Source organism: Sphingomonas faeni, assembly GCF_040407495.1.
GTDB lineage: Bacteria > Pseudomonadota > Alphaproteobacteria > Sphingomonadales > Sphingomonadaceae > Sphingomonas > Sphingomonas faeni_D.
Genome location: NZ_JAPZPP010000003.1, coordinates 584866 through 604788, shown reverse-complemented (window position 1 = coordinate 604788; position 19923 = coordinate 584866). Strand labels below are relative to the sequence as shown.

Here is a 19923-nt window from a genome sequence, read left to right as displayed (position 1 = left end):
CGCCTTCCCCAGCGACGACGCTTCGAAATCGAGGAAGGCGAGCATGGCGCTCAGCCGGTCGGGCTGGCGGCGTTGACGAGCCTGGGCTCCTTGATAGGCGACAGCGTCTGCTCCTGATCCCCCGAAATCCGCCGCGAGCGCACGAACGGCGGCAACGTCACCGGCCCGCGCGTCTTCAGCGCCTCCAGCACGCCCTCGATCACGCGCAGATCGGCAAGCCCCTCCTCCGCATCCGGCTCGGGATCGCGGTTCTCGAGGATGCAGTCCGAGAAATAGCGCATCTCGCCGCCGAACTGGTCGGTCGGCTTGAAGCTCTCATGGCTCTTCTTCTCGCCGATGGTGACACGCTGCTCCATCGCGTCGCCGAAGCCGTAGGCAGGGTCCATGTGGATGCTGCCCTTGGTGCCCGAGATCGTCAGGCTGTCGACGTTGTTCGCCGCATAGGAGACCGTGAACTGCGCCAGCCGATCGCCGGGAAACCGCAACGTCACCGCGAACGTGTCGTCGAGATCGCCGAGCCCCAAATCGGGATGCCGCGTAGCGATCGCCGAGACCACTTCGGTCGGCTCCGCCCCGAACAGATAGCGCGTCGCGTTGATCGGGTATGGCGCCATGTCGAACAACGGCCCGGCAATGACGCCGTTCCTGACCCGGTGGTTGGCCGGATCGACCTTTTGCGTGAAGCACGAGGTGAATGCGATCAACTCACCCAGTTCGCCAGAGCGAATGCGCTGGATCGCATCGAGCGTCGACGGCTCGAAATGCAGCCGGTACGCGGTCATCAGCTTGGCCGACGACGCCCGCTCGGCATCGCGGATCGCTTCAGCCTTCTCGACCGATATTTCCAGCGGCTTCTCCGACAGCACGTGGATGCCAGCCTTGAGCGCAGGGATCGCGAACTCGGCGTGGCGCCAGTTCGGCGTCCCGAGATAGACCGCGTCGATCAGCCCCGACGCGAGCAGTTCGTCGAACTGGTCATAGCGATAGGTCGCATCGACCCCGTATTTCTCGCCCAGTTCGCGTGCCTTTTCCGCATCGTCGGTGACCAGCGCGGTGATCTCCGAATTGCCGGTATGCGTGACGCCGGGCATCATCGATGCCTGCGAGATGTCGCCGAGTCCGACGATCGCATAGCGGACCTTCTTCTTGCCAAGCCCGAGGGCGGCGGTGACGTTCGAAACGACGTTCATGGAAATGCCTCGTAATCAGGGATCGAGCCCTCAACGCGACAGGTGGCATAGCTATCCCCACAAAGTGCCGTCGAGGCCGTCGTTTGCATGATCCGGGACCGCGCTTCGAATACGGATCATTCTGTTTACGCTAAAAAAACCACTCTGGGTTTACCGATCGGACGACCGGGTAACCCGGTGGCGTTCGTCCTCCAACCCTAGGAGGCTTTCGCCACCGCCAGCGCTCGGCCGTCTCGAATCCGCAGGATACCCCGATGTACGCGCCGCTTCCCACCGCCGATCGTCGCGCGCAAAGCCGGCCGCACGGGCTCGCCCTGCGCGGGCTGTTCGGACTGAGCGACGACGACCGCGATCAGGTGACCGATCTGTTCGTGCTCAAGCTCGCGCAAGTTGCTGCGGTATGGCCGTTCACGCTGACGATCCAGGTCATCGCCTGTACGTTGCTGATCGCCTTGGCAGCATTCGGGGGAGACGGTGCGCAGTCCAGCGTTTTGGGGATCGCTGCCCAGTCCACGGTTCTGTTGGTCGCCGCGCTCTCGATCTTCGCGACGCTACGCGTGCCTGCGTTGGTCGCGCTGGCGCCGTACAAGCGCAACCGGATCGTCACGCTATGCGCGGCGGTGATGGCGGCGATGCTGACCTCGCTCCTGTGGGTCATCACGTCGGCACCCGATGGCCCGATCCGATTCACCGACGCGGTCGCGGTGGCGGGAACGATCGGCATCACTGCGGTCAGCCTCCACTCGGTCCGTGCCGCGTCGCTCGGCTTCGGCGGCGGGCTGGTGTTGACGCTGGCGATCCTCGCCGGGCCCGGCATCCCGGTGGTGATCGCCGTAATGTTCCTCGGCTGCCTTATCGCGGCCACGCTGCGCCTCGCCCGGATCGATCATGCGCGCGAACTTGATCGTGCGGCGGCCTCGAACGCAGGGTACGTCGCGGTCAAGATGATCGCGGAGTTCGAGCAGCACGGCGCGGGCTGGTTCTGGGAAGCCGATCGCCAGGGCCGCGTGACCTATCTCTCGGCGAAGGTCGCACATGATCTCGTGCCCTCCGGCAGCGCGATCGGCCAACCGCTTACCGACCTGTTGCAGATGGACAGCGATACGCCCGGTACCGAGCGCACACTCGCCTTCCACATCTCGTCGCGGACGTCGTTCTCGGATTATTCGGTCTGCGCCACCGCGTCGGGCAGCGATCGCTGGTGGTCGATCTCGGGCCGCCCGGTGGTCGACGATCTCGGTCGGTTCCAGGGCTTCATCGGCTCGGGCAGCGATCTGACCGAACAGCGCAAGTCGGAAGCGGAAATCACGCGGCTGGCGCTGTTCGACGGCCTTACCGGGCTCGCCAACCGCCAGCGGATGCGAATATCGCTCGAGAAGACGCTCGCGCAGAACACTGGCCCCTACCGCGCGACCTCGCTGTTCCTGATGGATCTCGATCGGTTCAAGGCGGTCAACGACACGCTGGGGCATCAGGCGGGTGACGCGCTGCTGCAACAGGTCGCGCAACGTCTGCAGCGCGGAGTCGGCAACACCGGGCTGGTCGGGCGACTTGGCGGCGACGAGTTCAAGGTCGTGCTACCCGGTATCGACAATCGCGACACGCTGGCCGATCTGGCGAGGGATTTGATCGCCTCGTTGTCGCAGCCCTATTTCATCAGCGGCACCGCGGTCACGATCGGCTGTTCGATTGGCATCGCGATCGCGCCCGACGACGGCGAAGACTCCGAGACGCTGGTCCGCAACGCCGATCTCGCGCTGTACGCCGCAAAGGGCGATGGCCGCGGCGTCCACCGGTTCTTCGCGGACGAGATGCTGGCGGGTGCGCGGACGCGCAAGCTGCTCGAGGACGATCTGCGCATCGCTGTATCGGAAGGCGCCTTCCATCTTTGCTACCAGCCCGTCGTCAGTACCCAATCGGTCCGGATCGTCGGTTACGAAGCGCTGATCCGCTGGGACCATCCCACCCGAGGGCTGGTCTCGCCCGCCGACTTCATCCCGGTCGCCGAGGAATGCGGGCTGATCGAAGCGATCGGCGAATGGGTCCTGCGCACCGCGTGCCACGAGGCGGCGCGCTGGCCCGACACGATCCGCGTTGCCGTCAACGTCTCGCCGATCCAGTTCGCCAACCCGGTCCTGCCCGCGCTCGTCACCAGTGCACTGGCCCAGTCGGGGATCGCCCCTGGCCGGCTCGAACTCGAGATCACCGAGGGCGTGTTCCTCGACGAGACGCGCTCGTCCGAACAGATGTTCAAGTCGCTCAAGGGGGTCGGCGTCCGGCTCGCGCTCGACGATTTCGGCACCGGCTATTCGTCGCTCGGTTACTTACGCAACGCACCGTTCGACAAGATCAAGATCGACCAGTCGTTCGTGAAGGGCGCCGCCGAACCCGGCAATCGCAACGCGGCGATCATCAAGGCGATCGTGACGCTTGCCGACACGCTCGGGATGGAGACCACGGCCGAGGGGGTCGAAGTGCAGGACGAGATCGATCTGTTGCGCGATCTCGGGTGCAGCCACATTCAGGGCTATGTTTATGGCCGCCCGGTCCGCGCGGAGGAGGCGTTGCGGCAACTCGACGTCGAGAACGGTGCCGCCACCGCCAGCGGCTTCAAGGTCAGCCGCGCGCGCCGCCACAAGATGCTCCGCTCGGCGCGCATCCTGCTCGACGGCGTCCGCGGCGACGTCCGAATTCGCGACATTTCGACCTCGGGCGCGATGCTCGAAGGGTTGAAGTTCGACAGCAACCCCCATGGTATCGAGATCCAGATCGAAATCCTCGAAAACCAGATGACTCCAGCCCGGATACGTTGGGCGCATGGCAGCAAGGCGGGCGTCGAGTTCGACGAGGCGTTCAATCTGGAGCGCCTGAACCCCGGTCAGGGCACGCGTATCCGGCGGATGGGCTAACGATCGGCAACGACGGATTCCCGTGAAGGACTCGGTCGGACACCGTCGAGTCGGACTCGTAACGCTGGCGGCCAGCATCGGGCAAAATGACGCCGTGGATCCTCGCCGACCGCTCCCGCTCGGAACCAACCGCTCCCACCACCGTCTTTCCCTCATGCCCCAGCGCACCCCCATCAAGGCCCTGGCCTTCGACGTGTTCGGCACCGTGGTAGACTGGCGTTCCGGCATAGCTCGCGATGCTGCCCCGGTTCTCGCAAGCCTCGGCCGCAGCGACATCGACCCGCACGCTTTCGCCGACGGCTGGCGCAAACGCTATCAGCCCGCGCTCGAGGAAGTTCGCAGCGACCGACGGCCGTTCGTCATCCTCGACACGCTTCACCGCGAAGCGCTCGAAGACCTGCTCCGCCACCACGGCATCGACCCCGCCGCAATGGACGAGGTCACGCTCGCCGACCTGACCCACGCTTGGCACCGTCTCGATCCGTGGCCCGATTCGGTCGAGGGTCTCACGCGCCTCAAGACCCGCTACCCGGTCGTCACGCTCAGCAACGGCAACATCGCGCTGATGCTGGATATGGCACGCCGCGCCGGCCTGCCCTGGGACGCGATCCTCGGCGCGGAAGTCAGCCGGGTCTACAAGCCGCTCCCCGAATCCTACCTCGCCACCGCGCGCATGCTGGCGATCGATCCGGCGGAACTTTGCCTCGTCGCCGCGCACCACAGCGACCTCGCCGCGGCACGCGCCGCCGGCTTGCAGACCGCCTATGTCGACCGTCCGTTGGAATATGGCGGCCGCCCCGCACCCGACGCGGATGCCGCGCAGGATTGGAACCATAGCGTCGACAGCCTGACGCGATTGGCCGACGAACTGTGCCGATGACCCGCCGACCTGCCCGCGAACCGGTGGAAACGCGCGACGCGTCCCCGTATCGAACGCTCACCGGAGTAAGATTCGGCCCGGCGTGCGACCCGGCAGGAATTTAAGATGACCACACAGACGGCCGAGGCCGATTTCCTGACAGGCGGCGGCGATATGGCCGCGATGATCCGCACGTATGACTGGTCGTCGTCGTCACTGGGGCCGATCGAGCACTGGCCACAATCGCTCCGCTCGATCGTGTCGCTGATGCTCGCCTCGGAATTCGCGATGTGCCTCGCCTGGGGCCCCGAACTCGGCTTCCTCTACAACGACCACTATGCCCGCATCATGCACGACAAGCACCCGCAGGCGCTCGGCCGACGGTTCGCCGACGTGTGGGCGGATGTCTGGGGCGATATCAGTCCCCTGGTCGACAAGGCGCTGGCGGGCGAAGCCTCGTTCTTTGAGAACCTCCCGCTCGTCACCGACCGCAAGGGCTATGACGAGCACGCCTGGTTCACCTTCTCTTATTCCCCCGTCCGCGACGAAAGCGGCGAGATCGCGGGCATGTTCTGCTCGACCTACGAAAGCACCGAGCGTGTCCAGACCGAACGTGCGCTCCGTGACGAACGCGAGCGGATGGGACAGATGTTCGCACAGGCGCCGACCTTCATGGCGATGTTGCGTGGGCCGGAGCACCGGTTCGAACTTACAAACCCCGGTTATGACAAGCTCATCGGCCACCGTGAGGTGCTCGGCCGCACGGTTGCCCAAGCACTGCCCGACGCGGTCGAACAGGGGTTTCTCGGCCTCCTCGATACCGTGTTCACGAGCGGCGAACCCTTCACGGCAAGCGGCATGCTGTACGCAGTCCAGGCCGAGCCCGGCGGTCCGATCGACAATCGTTATGTCGATTTCGTCTATCAGCCGATCCGCGATGCGACCGGCGCCATTGTAGGCATCTTCGTCGAGGGTGCCGACGTCACCGATCGCAAGCATCTCGAACGCGACCTGCAATCGCTCAACGCCGATCTTGAACAGCGCGTCCTCGATCGCACGCGCGAGCTGGTCGAGGCCCAGGAAGCGTTGCGGCAGGCTCAAAAGATGGAGGCTGTCGGTCAATTGACCGGCGGCATCGCGCACGATTTCAACAACCTGCTCCAGGGTATCACCGGTAGCCTGGAGATCGTCCAGCGGCGCGTCGCACAAGGACGGATCGGCGAACTCGATCGCTTCATACATGGCGCCACCGCAGCCGCCAACCGCGCGGCCTCGCTCACCCACCGCTTACTCGCCTTCTCGCGTCGCCAGCCGCTCGATCCGCGCCCGGTGAAAGCCAACCCGCTGGTCGCTTCGCTTGAGGACCTGCTGCGCCGCACGACGGGCGAACAGATAGAGTTCGAGATGGTGCTCGGTGCCGGCCTGTGGACGACGCTATGCGATCCCAACCAACTCGAGAACTCGCTGCTCAATCTGGTCATCAACGCGCGCGACGCGATGCCCGATGGCGGCAGGCTGATTATCGAAACCTGCAACGCGCATCTCGACGACCATTTCGCCGCCAGCCAGCGCGACGTGCGGCCCGGACATTATGTCTGCATCAGCGTGTCCGACACCGGCACCGGCATGTCCGCCGACACCATAGCGAAGGCGTTCGAGCCGTTCTTTACCACCAAGCCGATCGGTCAGGGTACCGGCCTCGGCTTGTCGATGATCTACGGCTTCGCGCGCCAGTCCGAGGGCTATGCGAGGATCTATAGCGAGCTCGGCCAGGGCACGACGATCAAGCTGTATTTGCCACGCCATTACGGCGAAGCAGAACAGGACGAGGCGCTGCCCGGGCTGACTTCGGCGCACGCGACCGATGCCGGCGAGATCGTGCTCGTGGTGGAGGACGACGTGGTGGTCCGGTCGTTGATCGTCGAGGTGCTGGGCGAGCTCGGCTATCAGGCGGTCGAGGCGCATGACGGCCCTGCCGGGCTCGAACGCCTGCGGAGTATGCAGCGCGTCGATCTGCTCGTCACCGACATCGGCCTGCCCGGCTTGAACGGTCGCCAGGTCGCCGACGCCGGCCGCGCGCTGCGTCCCGATCTGCGCGTGCTGTTCATGACGGGCTATGCGGAGAATGCGGCGCTCGCGTCGGGCTTCCTGGAACCGGGGATGTCGATGATCACCAAGCCGTTCGCGATGGAAGCCTTGGCCACGCAGATCCGGACGATGATCGAGGGGTAAGGTGGACAGGACGCGCCAACCAATCGCCGCCATTCCCGCCGATCACCACCACCCCGGCGAAGGCCGGGGAAGTTGGAAAGGTCGCAGTAACGACGCGCACCGCTCAGTTGGCGACGTCTCCCAATTGGGCCCCGGCCTCCGCCGGGGTGGTGCTCTCAAGGCTTGCTCGAATTAACCGCGGCTCGGTCTTCCGATCCTCCCCCGCCAGGGGGAAGGTCATCATGATCACCCCATATCTAGCGCCCGCGCGCGCTCCCCCAACCGAAGCAACATTTGCCACCTTCTGCCCTTAAATAATTTTTCGTTCCCGCTTCGCCCCCTTGCGCTTCACGAACCCCGCAGAAGTCCACGCGTCGCGAATATGTCGCTCGGCCAACCCGCACCCGAACGCGACGAACCGAGCCCCCGACCACCCCCGCACCCCCTTGCGTCTCTTCGCGCTTTGGCACAATCTCTTGGGGTTGCGTTCGGGGGCGGACCCAATCGCTGGTAGAACAACCCTCGCATAGCCATATGCGATATGACCGTAAGCGCGCCTTCCACCGCCGCGATGGTCACTTTTTGTTCTCCCGTTAGGGGCCGTCCGATGGTAGCATGGCGACATGACGCCGATTCGAACGAATACAGAACACTAGGAGCGGTTTCGATGAATTTCAGAGACAGCAGCCGGGATAGCGACATGACCACAGACACGATCGAACAGACCATCGCAGCGCCTGAAGCCGAGGCCCCCAAGGCCCCGCGCCAGGCGCAGGACAGCCATTCCGTGCGCGCGCAGATCTACCCGGTCGAGGTCGATCACAGCCGCGACGCGCTGCTGACCGAATTCGGTAAGGACACGCTGAAGGATCGCTACCTGCTCCCGGGTGAAAGCTACCAGGACCTGTTCGTCCGCGTCGCTTCTGCGTACGCCGACGACGCCGGCCATGCGCAGCGGCTGTACGACGCGATCTCGAAGCTCTGGTTCATGCCCGCCACCCCCGTTCTCTCGAACGGCGGCACCGGTCGCGGCCTGCCGATCTCGTGCTACCTCAACTCGGTCCCCGACAGCCTCGGCGGCATCGTCGACACCTGGAACGAGAATGTCTGGCTCGCCTCGCGCGGCGGCGGCATCGGCACCTATTGGGGCAACGTCCGCGGCATCGGCGAGCCGGTCGGCCTCAATGGCAAGACCAGCGGCATCATCCCGTTCGTCCGCGTCATGGATTCACTGACGCTCGCGATCAGCCAGGGCTCGCTGCGTCGCGGGTCGGCCGCAGTCTATCTCGACGTCTCGCACCCCGAGATCGAGGAATTCCTCGAAATCCGCAAACCCTCGGGCGATTTCAACCGCAAGGCGCTGAACCTCCACCACGGCGTGCTGATCACCGACGCCTTCATGGAAGCCGTGCGCAACGGTGAGGAATGGCACCTCCGCTCGCCGAAGGACCAGGCGATCCGCGCCACCGTCGACGCGCGCTCGCTGTTCCAGAAGCTCGTCGAGACCCGCCTCCAGACCGGCGAGCCGTACATCGTGTTCGCCGATCACGTGAACAAGGCGATGCCCAAGCATCACCGCGAGCTCGGCCTCAAGGTCTCGACCTCGAACCTGTGCTCGGAGATCACGCTGCCGACCGGCAAGGATCACCTCGGCAACGAGCGGACCGCGGTATGCTGCCTGTCGTCGCTGAACCTCGAGACATGGGATCAGTGGAAGGACGAGAAGGGCCTGATCGAGGACGTCATGCGCTTCCTCGACAACGTGCTGCAGGATTACATCGACCGCCACGAACCCGGCATGGAACGCGCCGCCTACTCCGCGGGCCGCGAACGCTCGGTCGGGCTCGGCGTGATGGGCTTCCACAGCTTCCTCCAGGCACGCGGCATCCCGTTCGAGGGCGCGATGGCAAAGTCGTGGAACCTGCGCATGTTCAAGCACATCAGCAGCCAGGCGAACGAAGCCTCGATGCAGCTCGCGATCGAGCGCGGCCCCTGCCCCGATGCCGCCGACGTCGGCGCGATGGAGCGGTTCAGCTGCAAGATGGCGATCGCGCCTACGGCTTCGATCTCGATCATCTGCGGCGGCACGTCGGCCTGCATCGAGCCGATCCCCGCGAACATCTACACGCACAAGACGCTGTCGGGCAGCTTCTCGATCAAGAATCCGTATCTCGAAAAGATGCTGAGCGAGAAGTCGAAGAACTCGGATGCGGTGTGGAACTCGATCCTCGAACAGGGCGGCTCGGTCCAGCATCTCGACTTCCTCTCGGTCGAGGAAAAGGACTGCTACAAGACGTCGTTCGAGATCGACCAGCGCTGGCTGCTCGAACTCGCCGCGGATCGCACGCCCTATATCGACCAGGCGCAGTCGCTGAACCTGTTCATCCCGGCGGACGTCGAGAAGTGGGACCTCCTCATGCTCCACTTCCGCGCATGGGAGCTCGGCATCAAGTCGCTCTATTACCTGCGTTCGAAGTCGGTCCAGCGCGCAGGCTTCGCCGGCGGCGTCGAGGCGGACAACACCATCGACCTGCGCCAGATCGACGTCGAGTCGAAGGATTACGATGAGTGCCTTGCCTGCCAGTAAGGCCTCTCGGCGTTCAAGCGTGACCCCGGCCCGTGACACGCGGACCGGGGAGCGCCTGACGCAAAAAACCCCGGCCCGCGCGAAGCGGACCGGGGTTCGGGCAGACTCGGCGGCGCGTTATGCACGCATCGCTAAGAGTTCAGGCCTCTTCTTCGAACGTCACCGCCACGTCGGCGTTGGCGGAAAGGCGGACCTTGCCGTCCTCGATATCCGCAACCAGCCCGAGCGAGATGAAGTGATGATGCCCTTCATGGCTGCCCGTGCCCTCGACGACCTGCGGCCCCGAGTCCTTCTTGGTCAGCTTGATGCGGTTGCCTTCGACCTTGTCGACGGTACCGACATGGACGCCGTCCGCGCCGATGACTTCGGCATGTTCCTGGATCTTGGTTGCATCGACCATGGTCGTTCTCCTGTGTTGGGTTCGGGTGCTGAACGCGCGCCGGGCGAGTTGGTCGCATGACGTATGGTTCAGCTATCATGTTCGTGGTCGCAGGCGTGCTCGGAATCGTCGGCACCGCGATGCTGCTCCGGTTGCGCAGCCCGAGCATTACCGAGCAACAGACCTACGCGTTCCGCATGATCGGCATCATGCTCACCTCGGCCGCGATCGTCCTCGCGATGTCCGCCGCCGCGATGTGGCAGTGGAGCACGGAAACATGATGCCCCCTTCCTGATCCCACCAGTTTCTCGATATAAAACCAATCTCCCGAAAGGCTTACCCCATGTCCCTCCTTCACGCCTCCAAGCAGTACAAGCCGTTCGAATACCCCTGGGCGTTCGAGTTCTGGAAGCGCCAGCAGCAGCTCCACTGGCTCCCCGAGGAAGTGCCCCTGGGCGAGGATTGCCGCGATTGGGCGCAGAAGCTCAGCGATCACGAGCGCAACCTGCTCACGCAGATCTTCCGCTTCTTCACGCAGGCCGACGTCGAGGTGCAGGATTGCTACCACGAGAAATACGGCCGCGTGTTCAAGCCGACCGAGATCAAGATGATGCTGACCTCGTTCAGCAACATGGAGACGGTCCACATCGCCGCCTACAGCCATCTGCTCGACACCATCGGCATGCCCGAGAGCGAGTACGGCGCCTTCCTCGAATATGCCGAGATGAAGGAAAAGCATGACTACATGCAGCAGTTCACCGTCGACAACGACGAGGACATCGCGCGCACGCTGGCCATGTTCGGCGGCTTCACCGAGGGCGTCCAGCTGTTCGCGTCGTTCGCGATGCTGATGAACTTCCCGCGCTTCAACAAGATGAAGGGCATGGGCCAGATCGTCACCTGGTCGATCCGCGACGAGAGCCTCCACTGCGAGGGCATCATCAAGATGTTCCACACCTTCTGTCAGGAGCGCCAGTGCCTGACCAAGGCAGTCAAGGACGACATCGCCGACGTCTGCCAGACGACGATCCGCCTCGAGGACAATTTCATCGATCTCGCCTTCGAGATGGGCCCGGTCAACGGCATGACCCCCAAGGAGATCAAGAAGTACATCCGCTTCATCGCCGACTGGCGCATGACTCAGCTCGGCCTGAAGCCGATCTACATGATCGACGAGCACCCGCTGCCCTGGCTCGCGCCGATGCTCAACGGCGTCGAGCACGCCAACTTCTTCGAACAGCGCGCGACGGAATATTCGAAGGCCGCGACCAAGGGCCAGTGGAACGACGTCTGGGACTCGTTCGACAAGCGCCAGACCGCGAAGAAGGGCCCGATCGCTAATGTGGACCTGAGTGAGGTTCGGGATATGTTCAGCGATTCGGTTGCAGCGGAGTAAGTTTGCGTTTCATGAAGAGGTTAGCGTCAAGTTAGCCTCCGTTACTGCGAGCCGGCATTGGCAGGCCGATGCCGGTTCGCAGAGGGAGGGAGATATAAAGAATCCTTTATGCGTCACGGATATTGAGAACATAAAGCGAACGGAACAAACCGTGGCCGTTAATCACAACGCGTGCGGTTTATTGTAGACGGATGCCGTAGGTTCGCATATAATCCATCTATGTCCTCCTTTGATGAGACCATCGCCGCATATCGCACCCGCGTCGGGCAACTGCTTGACACAAAGCGTATGTATGCGCGCAAGGTCGAAGAAATTGGTCATGAGGCCGATCTTATGAGCGCCCGCATTCACGGCTTGATGGAGGCTAAGGAACTCCTTGATGCCGAACAACGGCTGCCAGATGACTCGGAAAAGTCGGCTCAGGTAGTCATCCCAGTGCGTCGTCGCCAGCGCAGCCTCACCGGGCACTGGCAGCAGATCATGCAACTGGTCGATGACGACGACGGTTTTGACTACGATACGCTGGCAGAAGCTGTGGACACGGTAGGTCATGATGCGAACCGTGACACGCTACGCTCGCAAATGTCGCTCTATAAGGGCGGAGGGCTGGTCGAGACTATCGGAGAAGGTCGGTTCAAACTGACCGACCTTGGCCGACGTGCCGCAAGAATTTCAGGGGACCAATCCCCGAACGAGAATGGGCCGGTTTCGGCCGACCCAGATGGCCCGGACGGGGGAGTTCGTACCTCCCCCGCACCGGATTTTAAGCTCCAGACCAACGACTAGGAAGGTAGGTGCTAGCGTGAAGGCAATATTAAGAAACTAGCCGGTTAAACCGGCAGGCCCCGGCCGTCATGCCGGGGCCATACATATCCAGTCGTGACGAAATCGTCAATTTTGGGATACGGATATTTATGGCTACCAATTCAGGCGGCAAAGGCCCGCCCCGCGATAGCGGCAAAGGCCCGTCTTCGATCGCTGGTAAAGTGTTGGGTGGCGCGAAGGCGACTCCCGCACAAGCTCGTATTCTAGCGGCGTCTGTCCTGTCGCAGAACCAGAAGAGCTAAGCGCCGGACGCTGATTAGTCAGGCGCAAAGTCGCCAAACGCAGCGTGTAGGGATCTGGATTAGTCCGGATACCTACACGCTGTTTTCGTCGTTGATTGATCCATATTCCCGACACTCCGTCACCCGGATCTGTTTCGGGATCCATTGCGTTGCGGATCAAAGCCGTTCCCTCTTATGCCGCAATGGATGTTGGACCAATTTCGCCATACCGAGCCAAGGGAATCCGCCAACGGGATCGTGCAGCTAAGGGCTCTCGACCACACACCAGAACTCATGGCAAACTGGAAGCGCGGCGTAGACCAGTTGCCGCTGGAGATGATCGCCGGTGCAGACCTCGATGATTAAACTCGTCCGCGTAACCGTAGAAGGTGACGACGCCCTACAGCTCGTGTTTTCGGATGGCGCTGCGGCGCTCTGTTCGGCCGCCGATCTCATCGCACGCGACACAGTCATGACGCGTCCTCTTTCCAACCCGGCCTATTTCGCCCGCGCCTTTATCGAAGGCGGCGCGCTCGCCTGGCCCAACGGGTTCGAATTGTCGGCTGACAGTCTCCATCTCCGTCTAGGTCTGACGGACGAACAGGCATTCTCCGCCGCCTGACCCCTAAAGACCCTGTTTTTTTTCAATCGGCAGGATACCGTCGACGCTTAAGCACTACAGTCAGCACATCGATGTCACTATCGGCGGCAAGAGAATAGACGATCAGATATGGTAGTCCGACGACCGAGAACTCCCGCGTTCCGCTGACCTGCCCAGCACGACCTAGAAGCGGGAATTGCCCGAACATCATCGCCGTCTGCACGATGCGGACAACCACTCGTTCCGCGGCTCTGGCGTCATTTTCAGCGATCCAGTCGCGAATTGCGCCAAGGTCATCGCGCGCTTGGGGCGTGAAGTTAACCGTCAATCGTCAGGTCGCGTAGCACCTGTTCGACCGGGATCATCGACGACCGATCCTGCGCCTGCCTCAGGCCGCGCTCGATCTTCGCGCGTTTCCAACTTTCATAGCCATGGTCGACCGTACCGTGACCGGCTTCCAGCTTTTCGAACTCATCGACGTGCGTGGCCATGGATCGATCATAGCGCAACATCGGCTGTCCGGTAAGCCTAGCCCCATCCACACCAAGGCGAGCGCTTGCCGCCGCCATAGTGGCGCGCGAGTCCGTGGCGGACTAGGACCGCGCCCAGCGACTCCCCGTCGCGCTCGACGATGCGCAGCTTCCGCCCATAGCGGTCGACGTCGCGCTTGATCGGGGTCAGCGTGAAGGGGCCGGCGTTGAGCAGCGACTGCATCTTCAGCGTCGCCGCCTGCCCCAGCCGCGCTTCGCGGGCGCAGCGCGGCGGGTGGGTCTCCGGCGTATCGATGTCGGCGATGCGGATCTTGGTGCCCGCCATCCAGAACGTGTCGCCGTCGACCATGCAGTCGATCCGCTTGGCGTGGCCGCAGATCGTGAAGCGCGCGGAGACCGCCTTTCCCCCCGACAGCGCGGACGCCGCCGCCGCAACGGTCGACGCCGCACTGGCGACCCCCGCCGCGGTGGCGAGCGCGCCGGTGGCGGTGGCGGCGGCACCGGCCTTCGTCGCCGCACCGGCGGCTGCGGCCGCAGCGGCCGACGCCTCCGCCTTCGCAGCGTCCGCCCCCCAACCCCAGCCACCCGGCACGCGCAGATGCCCGGCGGGCCAGGCGATGCCGAACCCGGTCGGCCATTCGATCTTCAATCCGGGCGGCAGCAGCGCCGACCAGTCGATCTGGCGGATCACCGGCATCATCAGCCCGAGCAGCACGCCGTAAAACACCAGGCGGAGCTGCAGCAGCACCCCCGGCGCGGCACTGCGGCCCGCCCCACCTCGGCGCGTGGCACCGGCACGATCGCCACTCAGCAACCGCATGAAATCAAACACATACTCCATCGTCCGTCGCGCGTACGCGCGCGCGCGAGGATGTCACCTGCTCGGCGAGTCGACTTGCGCCGAGCGGAGTCAGAAACGAGGCGAACGCATCGTGAACATCGCCCAAGCGACGTCTGCGACGAAAATCGGCAGCGGCAATCTCCGCGCCGTGTGAAACGCCCGATACTCCGCTTTTCTACGCTAGCCCGACATGCCCGGTTCGACGCAGTTCAGAACGTATCCAATCCGGCGCCAATACGCCCACGCCTGCGATCGCCGGGCGAGCGCCTACGCATGCGATAGCTCGCGCACCGACGCCCAAGCGGGCCAGACACACGAAGGGCGGGAAATGGCCCTAGCCACTCCCCGCCCCCGTTACGCGTCCAGCTTGAACCTCTTGCGAGGCAAAGGCTTAGAAGTGCGTGATGATGCCGAGCATCGGACGGAAGCTCTGCGCGTCGCCGAAGGTGTTGACCTCGGCGCGGATGCGGAAGCCTGCGTTGCCGGTGATGCCCTTCAGGCCGATGCTCTGCGGACCGACTTCTGCGCCGATGCCGTAGGTGATCGCGCCGTAGTCACGACCGGTGTCGCCACCGTTGGTCGAGCGGCCCGAGAAATGGTCGAAATTGACCCACTGGTAGCCGACCTTGCCGTAGAAGATGCCGCTGTCGCCAGCGCGGAAGCCGAAGCGGCCTGCTGCGCCGTATTCCCAATCGATGTTGCCATCGATGCCCTTGATCGCGTTGCCTTCGACACCGACGAAGACCGGGCCGAGCGGTACGTTCACGCCTACGACGCCCTGGACCAGCGAGCCCGATGGCTTGTACCCGCGACGGATCGTGTTGTCAGCGTTCAGCGCCTGCGGGATGTTGTGGCCGCGCTCGTTATCGAACTGCTCCCAGCCGCCCATGACGCCGAAGTACGGCTCGATGCCGAATGCCTTCGAGCCGTCCGGTGCTGCTGCCTCGCCGGGCTGCGCGCTGTTGTCGACGGGGGCCGGTGCCGACATGTCCTGCGCGAAGGCGGGAACTGCGACCGTTGCGGCGGCGAGGGCGATTGCCAGGGAAAGCTTACGCATGCGTGTGACCTTATCTCGAGTGTTGCGTGGATCCCCGACTGCACGGTGCGTCGGTTGGTCCAGGCATGTCGAAACAGGCCGGCGGGCACATGGTTGCACAAAAAACGTCACATTCAGGGAACTGTTCCGCTGTGTTGCGTTACAGCAACGGTTCCTGTCATTTGGATGAACGAACCGTGGCCGCGTTGGGGCGTACTAGGCAGGAATACAGCGGAAAAGCGGCAAAAAGCAGAAAGCCGCGTGTTAACGCCGTCTGTTTACCGACTGGTGACCACCGGTGTGCAATGCAGCATGGATGGGGTTTTCACGCCTGTTCCGAAGCCGCTGGGCGGCGCTCTTCTGGTCGGCGGGGATCGTGTGGACGGCCTATGACGTGGCCAACGATGCACCGGAACCAGCCGCGACGAACGCGACTTCGGGCAATACGGTGGAACAATCGACCGACGCTGTCGGCGCCACGTTCAACATGGAGGATCTCGCGATACTTGCCAACGCCGCAGGCTGAGGGCGACGCGCCCGCTACAGGCGCGTCGCGGATCGTTCAGGGCTTCAGCGCGACATCGTCGGCATCCTTCAGGTCTTCGTCGTCATCGATCGTGTCGTCGTCGAGTTCGTCCTGGACGTCGTCCTCGTCCATGTCGTCTTCGTCCATCGTCACCGAGGCATCGCTCTCGCCGACGTCTTCGGAGTCCATCTTGGTCTCGTCGATCGACTCGTCGTCGGTGTCGTCTTCGCCCAGATCGGGATCGAGATCGGTCAGGATGACGCCGTCGCTCGGCCCGTTGCGCGTTGCCTCTAGGATCTCGGCGCGCTGGCTCTCGTCATAGCCCTCTTCGTCATAGCCGTCGTCGCCCGAACCGGCACTCGGCACCTGATGTCCGCCCATGGTCACACTCCCTCGTTCCAGGACGCCCGCACGATGCAGGCCTACCGGATGCGAACGGTGGACGTGGCCGGTGGTTCCTTCAAGCGCGGACGGGCGCGGTCGACGCAGGGCGGAACAAGCGCCCGCGTTCGGTGACAAGGATCGAGACGAGCGCGGCGAGTCCCGCCAGCAGGAACCCACCGACCAGCGGCACCGTCGTGCCGTTGAACGCCTGCCCGATCAGCGCACCGAACACCGCGCCGACGGTGACGCTCAGGAACCCCTGCACGCTCGACGCGGTACCCGCGATCCGCCCCATATTCTCCATCGCCATCGCCGAGAAGTTCGACGTCGCCAGCCCGAAACAGCCGAGCGTCAGCGCCTGGAACACCGCGAAGCTGACCAACGTCTCGAACCCGATCTGAATCGCGAACAGGTGGACGAGCGACACCAGGATCAGCACCGACAGCGCCCCGTGGCTGATCAACCGCGTCCCCAGCCGCATCACGATCCGCGAGTTGAGCAGATTGCACGCCGCCATCGTCACCGACGTCGTCGCAAAGATCAGCGCGAGCAACGTCGGCTTGTGGAACACGTCCGCCATGATCTGCTGAATCGAGTTGAGATAGCCGTACAGCGCGCCCATCAACGCGGTCGAGGCGAGCGTGTAGCCGAGCGAATTGCGATCGCTCAGCGTCTGGCGCCAATCGCTGAAGATGCGCCCCGGCGTGATCGGCAGGACGTTCTCGGGCGCCAGCGTCTCCGGCATCCGCAGATAGAACCAGATCAGCACCCCCAGTGTCAGCACCGCGACCGTCCAGAAGATCGCGCGCCAATCGCCGAACTGGAGCACCGTCCAGCCGAACGTCGGCGCCAATATCGGGACGATCATGAACACCATGAACGCGATCGACATCACCCGCGCCATCGCCCGCCCGTGATAGCAGTCACGGACCAGCGCGATCGTCGCCACACGGGCGGCCGCGATCACCGCCCCGCCGAACGCCCGAGCCGCCAGCAGCAGCGTGAAGCTGCCCGCGGTCGCGCAGGCAACGTTGGCGATGATGTACAAGACGAGCGACCACAGCAGCACCGTCCGCCGCCCGAACCGATCCGCAAGCGGCCCGTGGACGAGCTGCGCCACGCCGAAGCCGATCACGAACGCGGTGACGACGAACTGCCGCCCGTTCTCGGTCGCGACGCCGAGCGAGTCGCCGATCGCCGGCAGCGCTGGCAGCATCGAGTCGATACCGAGCGCGGTCAGCGACATCAACGAGGCGACGAGCGCGACGAACTCGACGAAACCGATCGGCGCGCCGCGCATCGCTGGCGCGTCGGATTGTGGATCCTGGGTCTGCATGATGCGTGCGCCTTTACCCGCTCGGCCGGTCTTGCGGAACCCGCTAACCGGCGCAGTTCGGAGATGATTGCGCGATAGGTCGACGCCCCCTATCTGTATTGTCAGAACAACACACTTCGGAGACAGTCATGATCCGTACGCTCTTTACCGCTGTTGTAGGCCTTACCAGCTTGCTCGCTCTGTCCGCCTGCGATCGCTCGAACGAGGGCGCGTCGGTCTCGATCAACGCCGATGGCGGGAACGTCCTCGGCGCGATCAACGGCGAGACCGGCGAAATGAAGATCGACGTGCCCGGCTTCCAGGGCTCGGTGAAGCTGCCGAAGATCAAGATCGACACCGGCAATTTCGATCTCAACGGCGTGCGGCTGTATCCGGGATCGTCGATCAAGACGCTCAACATCGTCGGCGACGACAAGGCCGGCGGGTTGCGCGTAGCGTTCGCCAGCCCCGCCACCCCGACGATCGTCCGCGACTGGTTCGCACAGCGGCTCGGCAAGGTCGGCTACCAAGTGCACGCGGAAGGCCCGAATCTGATCGGCACAACCGACGAGAACAAACCCTTCCGCCTCGAACTCGCGCCCGACGGCAAGGACAAGGCGACCGGCACGATCGTCATCAGCGGCTGAATCTGCATTCCTCCCCCGCCAGGGGGAGGTGGCTGGCGCTTGCCAGACGGAGGGGGCGGTAAGCGAACACGTAAGTTCCGTGTCCTCCCCTCCGTCACCTTCGGTGCCACCTCCCTCTGGCGGGGGAGGATTGAAATCTCGCCCCACCCCAATCCAGGCATTTGGCACGCCACCCCCGATCGCCTATGTCGGGCATCCCCCAAACCGGACACGCACCCCATGCTCGATACGCCCGCCGCCCAGGTCCCGACGCTCAGCCTCGCCATGCAGGACACCGACCCCGACGGTTTCGCCGCCGCGTTCGGCGAATCGTTCGAGCGCTACGGCTTTGCGATCGTCGCCGATCACGGCATCCCCGCCGACCTGATTGAGCGCGCCTGGGCCGAAACTAAACTCTTGTTCGACCTGCCCGAGGACGAGAAGCGCGGCTATCACATCCCCGGCGGCGGCGGCGCGCGCGGCTACACGCCGTTCAAGACCGAGATCGCCAAGGACGCCAAGGTCGTCGACCTCAAGGAATTCTGGCACGTCGGCCGCGAACTCCCCGAGGGTCATCGCTATGCGAACACGATGGCGCCGAACGTCTGGCCGACCCGACCCGAGGGCTTCAAGCCGGTCTTTCTCGAACTGTTCGCCGCGTTCGACCGCGCCGGCGACAAGCTCCTGTCCGCGATCGCGCGCCACCTGAAGCTCAAGCCCGACTGGTTCGATCCGGCGGTGAAGGACGGCAACAGCATCCTCCGCCTGCTGCATTATCCGCCAATCCCCGCCGACGCCGAGGGCGTCCGCGCCGGCGCGCATGAGGACATCAACCTTATCACGCTGCTGCTCGGCGCCGAGGAAGCCGGGCTCGAACTGCTCGATCGTGCCAACGATCGCTGGCTGTCGATCAAGCCGCCCGAGGGCGCGATGGTCGTCAACGTCGGCGACATGCTCCAGCGGCTGACCAACAACGTGCTGCCCTCGACCACGCACCGCGTCGTCAACCCGCCCCCCGAGCGCCGCGGCCACTCGCGCTACTCGATGCCGTTCTTCCTGCATCCGGCGCCGGACTTCCTGATCGAGACGCTGCCGGGCACGATCACGCCGGACAACGCGAACCGCTATCCGAACCCGATTACAGCGCATGATTACCTGTACGAGAGACTGGTCGAGATCGGGCTCATCAAGAAGTAGGCCGGCTCTATCAATCCTCCCCCGCCAGGGGGAGGTGGCTGGCACTTGCCAGACGGAGGGGGAGGACAGGGTAACCGCTGTTCCGTACCCTCCCCTCCGTCACCTGCGGCGCCACCTCCCCCTGGCGGGGGAGGATCGAGATGACGGGCACGCCCCAAACCTCCGCTACCACCACACCTCCACCCCGGCGAAGGCCGGGGCCCAATTGAAGGAGGGTGATAACGAAGCGCAGCGCGCCGTTACGACCACCTTTCCAATTGGGCCCCGGCCTCCGCCGGGGTGGAGCCTATTCTGATCGGTTAAAGCGGAGCAAAACACCCCACCGCTTT

Annotated in this window: 19 protein-coding genes; 11 read left to right on the top strand and 8 right to left on the bottom strand. The window is 64.0% G+C overall.

The features are described 5' to 3' along the window. Positions 1 to 50 precede the first annotated feature (50 nt). Positions 51 to 1190, bottom strand: coding sequence for a Gfo/Idh/MocA family protein (locus O6W96_RS12775; RefSeq protein ID WP_353469897.1), 1140 nt, complete (start codon positions 1188 to 1190; stop codon positions 51 to 53). Between the two features lie 254 nt (positions 1191 to 1444). Between O6W96_RS12775 and O6W96_RS12770 the strand changes: the two genes are divergently transcribed. The 4 genes from O6W96_RS12770 to O6W96_RS12755 all read left to right on the top strand — a co-directional run bounded on the left by O6W96_RS12770 (position 1445) and on the right by O6W96_RS12755 (position 9756). Further along, positions 1445 to 4099, top strand: a complete 2655-nt coding sequence (locus O6W96_RS12770) for an EAL domain-containing protein (RefSeq protein ID WP_353469896.1) — start codon at positions 1445 to 1447, stop codon at positions 4097 to 4099. Between the two features lie 154 nt (positions 4100 to 4253). Continuing rightward, complete coding sequence (locus O6W96_RS12765) at positions 4254 to 4979, top strand: haloacid dehalogenase type II (protein WP_353469895.1); 726 nt, start codon at positions 4254 to 4256, stop codon at positions 4977 to 4979. A gap of 105 nt (positions 4980 to 5084) precedes the next feature. After that, positions 5085 to 7190, top strand: coding sequence for a PAS domain-containing protein (locus O6W96_RS12760; RefSeq protein WP_353469894.1), 2106 nt, complete (start codon positions 5085 to 5087; stop codon positions 7188 to 7190). A gap of 679 nt (positions 7191 to 7869) precedes the next feature. Beyond that, complete coding sequence (locus O6W96_RS12755; RefSeq protein ID WP_435372215.1) at positions 7870 to 9756, top strand: ribonucleoside-diphosphate reductase subunit alpha; 1887 nt, start codon at positions 7870 to 7872, stop codon at positions 9754 to 9756. A gap of 139 nt (positions 9757 to 9895) precedes the next feature. On the opposite strand, the gene O6W96_RS12750 is transcribed toward O6W96_RS12755, so the two are convergent. Then, positions 9896 to 10156, bottom strand: coding sequence for a DUF2171 domain-containing protein (locus tag O6W96_RS12750; RefSeq protein WP_353469892.1), 261 nt, complete (start codon positions 10154 to 10156; stop codon positions 9896 to 9898). Positions 10157 to 10233: 77 nt separating this feature from the next. Here O6W96_RS12750 and O6W96_RS12745 point away from each other — a divergent pair, with 77 nt between their 5' ends. The 4 genes from O6W96_RS12745 (at position 10234) to O6W96_RS12730 (ending at position 13199) form a co-directional block, all read left to right on the top strand. Further along, the gene (locus O6W96_RS12745) at positions 10234 to 10416 is read left to right on the top strand and encodes a hypothetical protein (protein ID WP_353469891.1); all 183 of its coding nucleotides are present in this window, start codon (positions 10234 to 10236) and stop codon (positions 10414 to 10416) included. A 62-nt stretch (positions 10417 to 10478) separates the two neighbouring features. Beyond that, the gene (locus O6W96_RS12740) at positions 10479 to 11531 is read left to right on the top strand and encodes a ribonucleotide-diphosphate reductase subunit beta (RefSeq protein WP_056484648.1); all 1053 of its coding nucleotides are present in this window, start codon (positions 10479 to 10481) and stop codon (positions 11529 to 11531) included. 219 nt (positions 11532 to 11750) lie between these two features. Continuing rightward, positions 11751 to 12317, top strand: a complete 567-nt coding sequence (locus O6W96_RS12735; RefSeq protein ID WP_353469890.1) for a hypothetical protein — start codon at positions 11751 to 11753, stop codon at positions 12315 to 12317. A 606-nt stretch (positions 12318 to 12923) separates the two neighbouring features. Next, positions 12924 to 13199 carry a DUF2442 domain-containing protein gene (locus O6W96_RS12730; RefSeq protein WP_353469889.1) on the top strand — a complete coding sequence of 92 codons (276 nt, stop codon included), beginning with the start codon at positions 12924 to 12926 and terminating at the stop codon, positions 13197 to 13199. 22 nt (positions 13200 to 13221) lie between these two features. Here O6W96_RS12730 and O6W96_RS12725 read toward each other — a convergent pair whose 3' ends face one another. From O6W96_RS12725 to O6W96_RS12710, 4 genes are all read right to left on the bottom strand, one after another. Next, positions 13222 to 13506, bottom strand: a complete 285-nt coding sequence (locus O6W96_RS12725) for a type II toxin-antitoxin system RelE/ParE family toxin (protein WP_353469888.1) — start codon at positions 13504 to 13506, stop codon at positions 13222 to 13224. Next, on the bottom strand, positions 13496 to 13669 hold the full coding sequence (locus O6W96_RS12720; RefSeq protein ID WP_353469887.1) for a hypothetical protein: 174 nt from the start codon (positions 13667 to 13669) through the stop codon (positions 13496 to 13498). The genes O6W96_RS12725 and O6W96_RS12720 overlap by 11 nt, the downstream gene beginning before the upstream one ends. A 37-nt stretch (positions 13670 to 13706) precedes the next feature. After that, a complete protein-coding gene (locus O6W96_RS12715) occupies positions 13707 to 14489 on the bottom strand; it encodes a thermonuclease family protein (protein ID WP_353469886.1) in 783 nt (260 codons plus the stop codon). Positions 14490 to 14901: 412 nt separating this feature from the next. Then, positions 14902 to 15567 carry an opacity protein gene (locus O6W96_RS12710; protein WP_353469885.1) on the bottom strand — a complete coding sequence of 222 codons (666 nt, stop codon included), beginning with the start codon at positions 15565 to 15567 and terminating at the stop codon, positions 14902 to 14904. 295 nt (positions 15568 to 15862) lie between these two features. On the opposite strand from O6W96_RS12710, the gene O6W96_RS12705 reads away from it, so the two are divergent. Then, complete coding sequence (locus tag O6W96_RS12705) at positions 15863 to 16072, top strand: hypothetical protein (RefSeq protein WP_353469884.1); 210 nt, start codon at positions 15863 to 15865, stop codon at positions 16070 to 16072. Between the two features lie 36 nt (positions 16073 to 16108). Here the strand turns inward: O6W96_RS12705 and O6W96_RS12700 are convergent, their stop codons facing one another. Continuing rightward, on the bottom strand, positions 16109 to 16453 hold the full coding sequence (locus O6W96_RS12700) for a DNA primase (RefSeq protein ID WP_353469883.1): 345 nt from the start codon (positions 16451 to 16453) through the stop codon (positions 16109 to 16111). A gap of 79 nt (positions 16454 to 16532) precedes the next feature. After that, positions 16533 to 17792, bottom strand: coding sequence for a multidrug effflux MFS transporter (locus O6W96_RS12695; protein ID WP_353469882.1), 1260 nt, complete (start codon positions 17790 to 17792; stop codon positions 16533 to 16535). Between the two features lie 128 nt (positions 17793 to 17920). Here O6W96_RS12695 and O6W96_RS12690 point away from each other — a divergent pair, with 128 nt between their 5' ends. Further along, a complete protein-coding gene (locus tag O6W96_RS12690; protein ID WP_353469881.1) occupies positions 17921 to 18418 on the top strand; it encodes a hypothetical protein in 498 nt (165 codons plus the stop codon). A gap of 219 nt (positions 18419 to 18637) precedes the next feature. Further along, entirely contained in the window at positions 18638 to 19594 is a 957-nt protein-coding gene (locus O6W96_RS12685; RefSeq protein WP_353469880.1) for an isopenicillin N synthase family dioxygenase, read from the top strand. Positions 19595 to 19923: the final 329 nt, after the last annotated feature.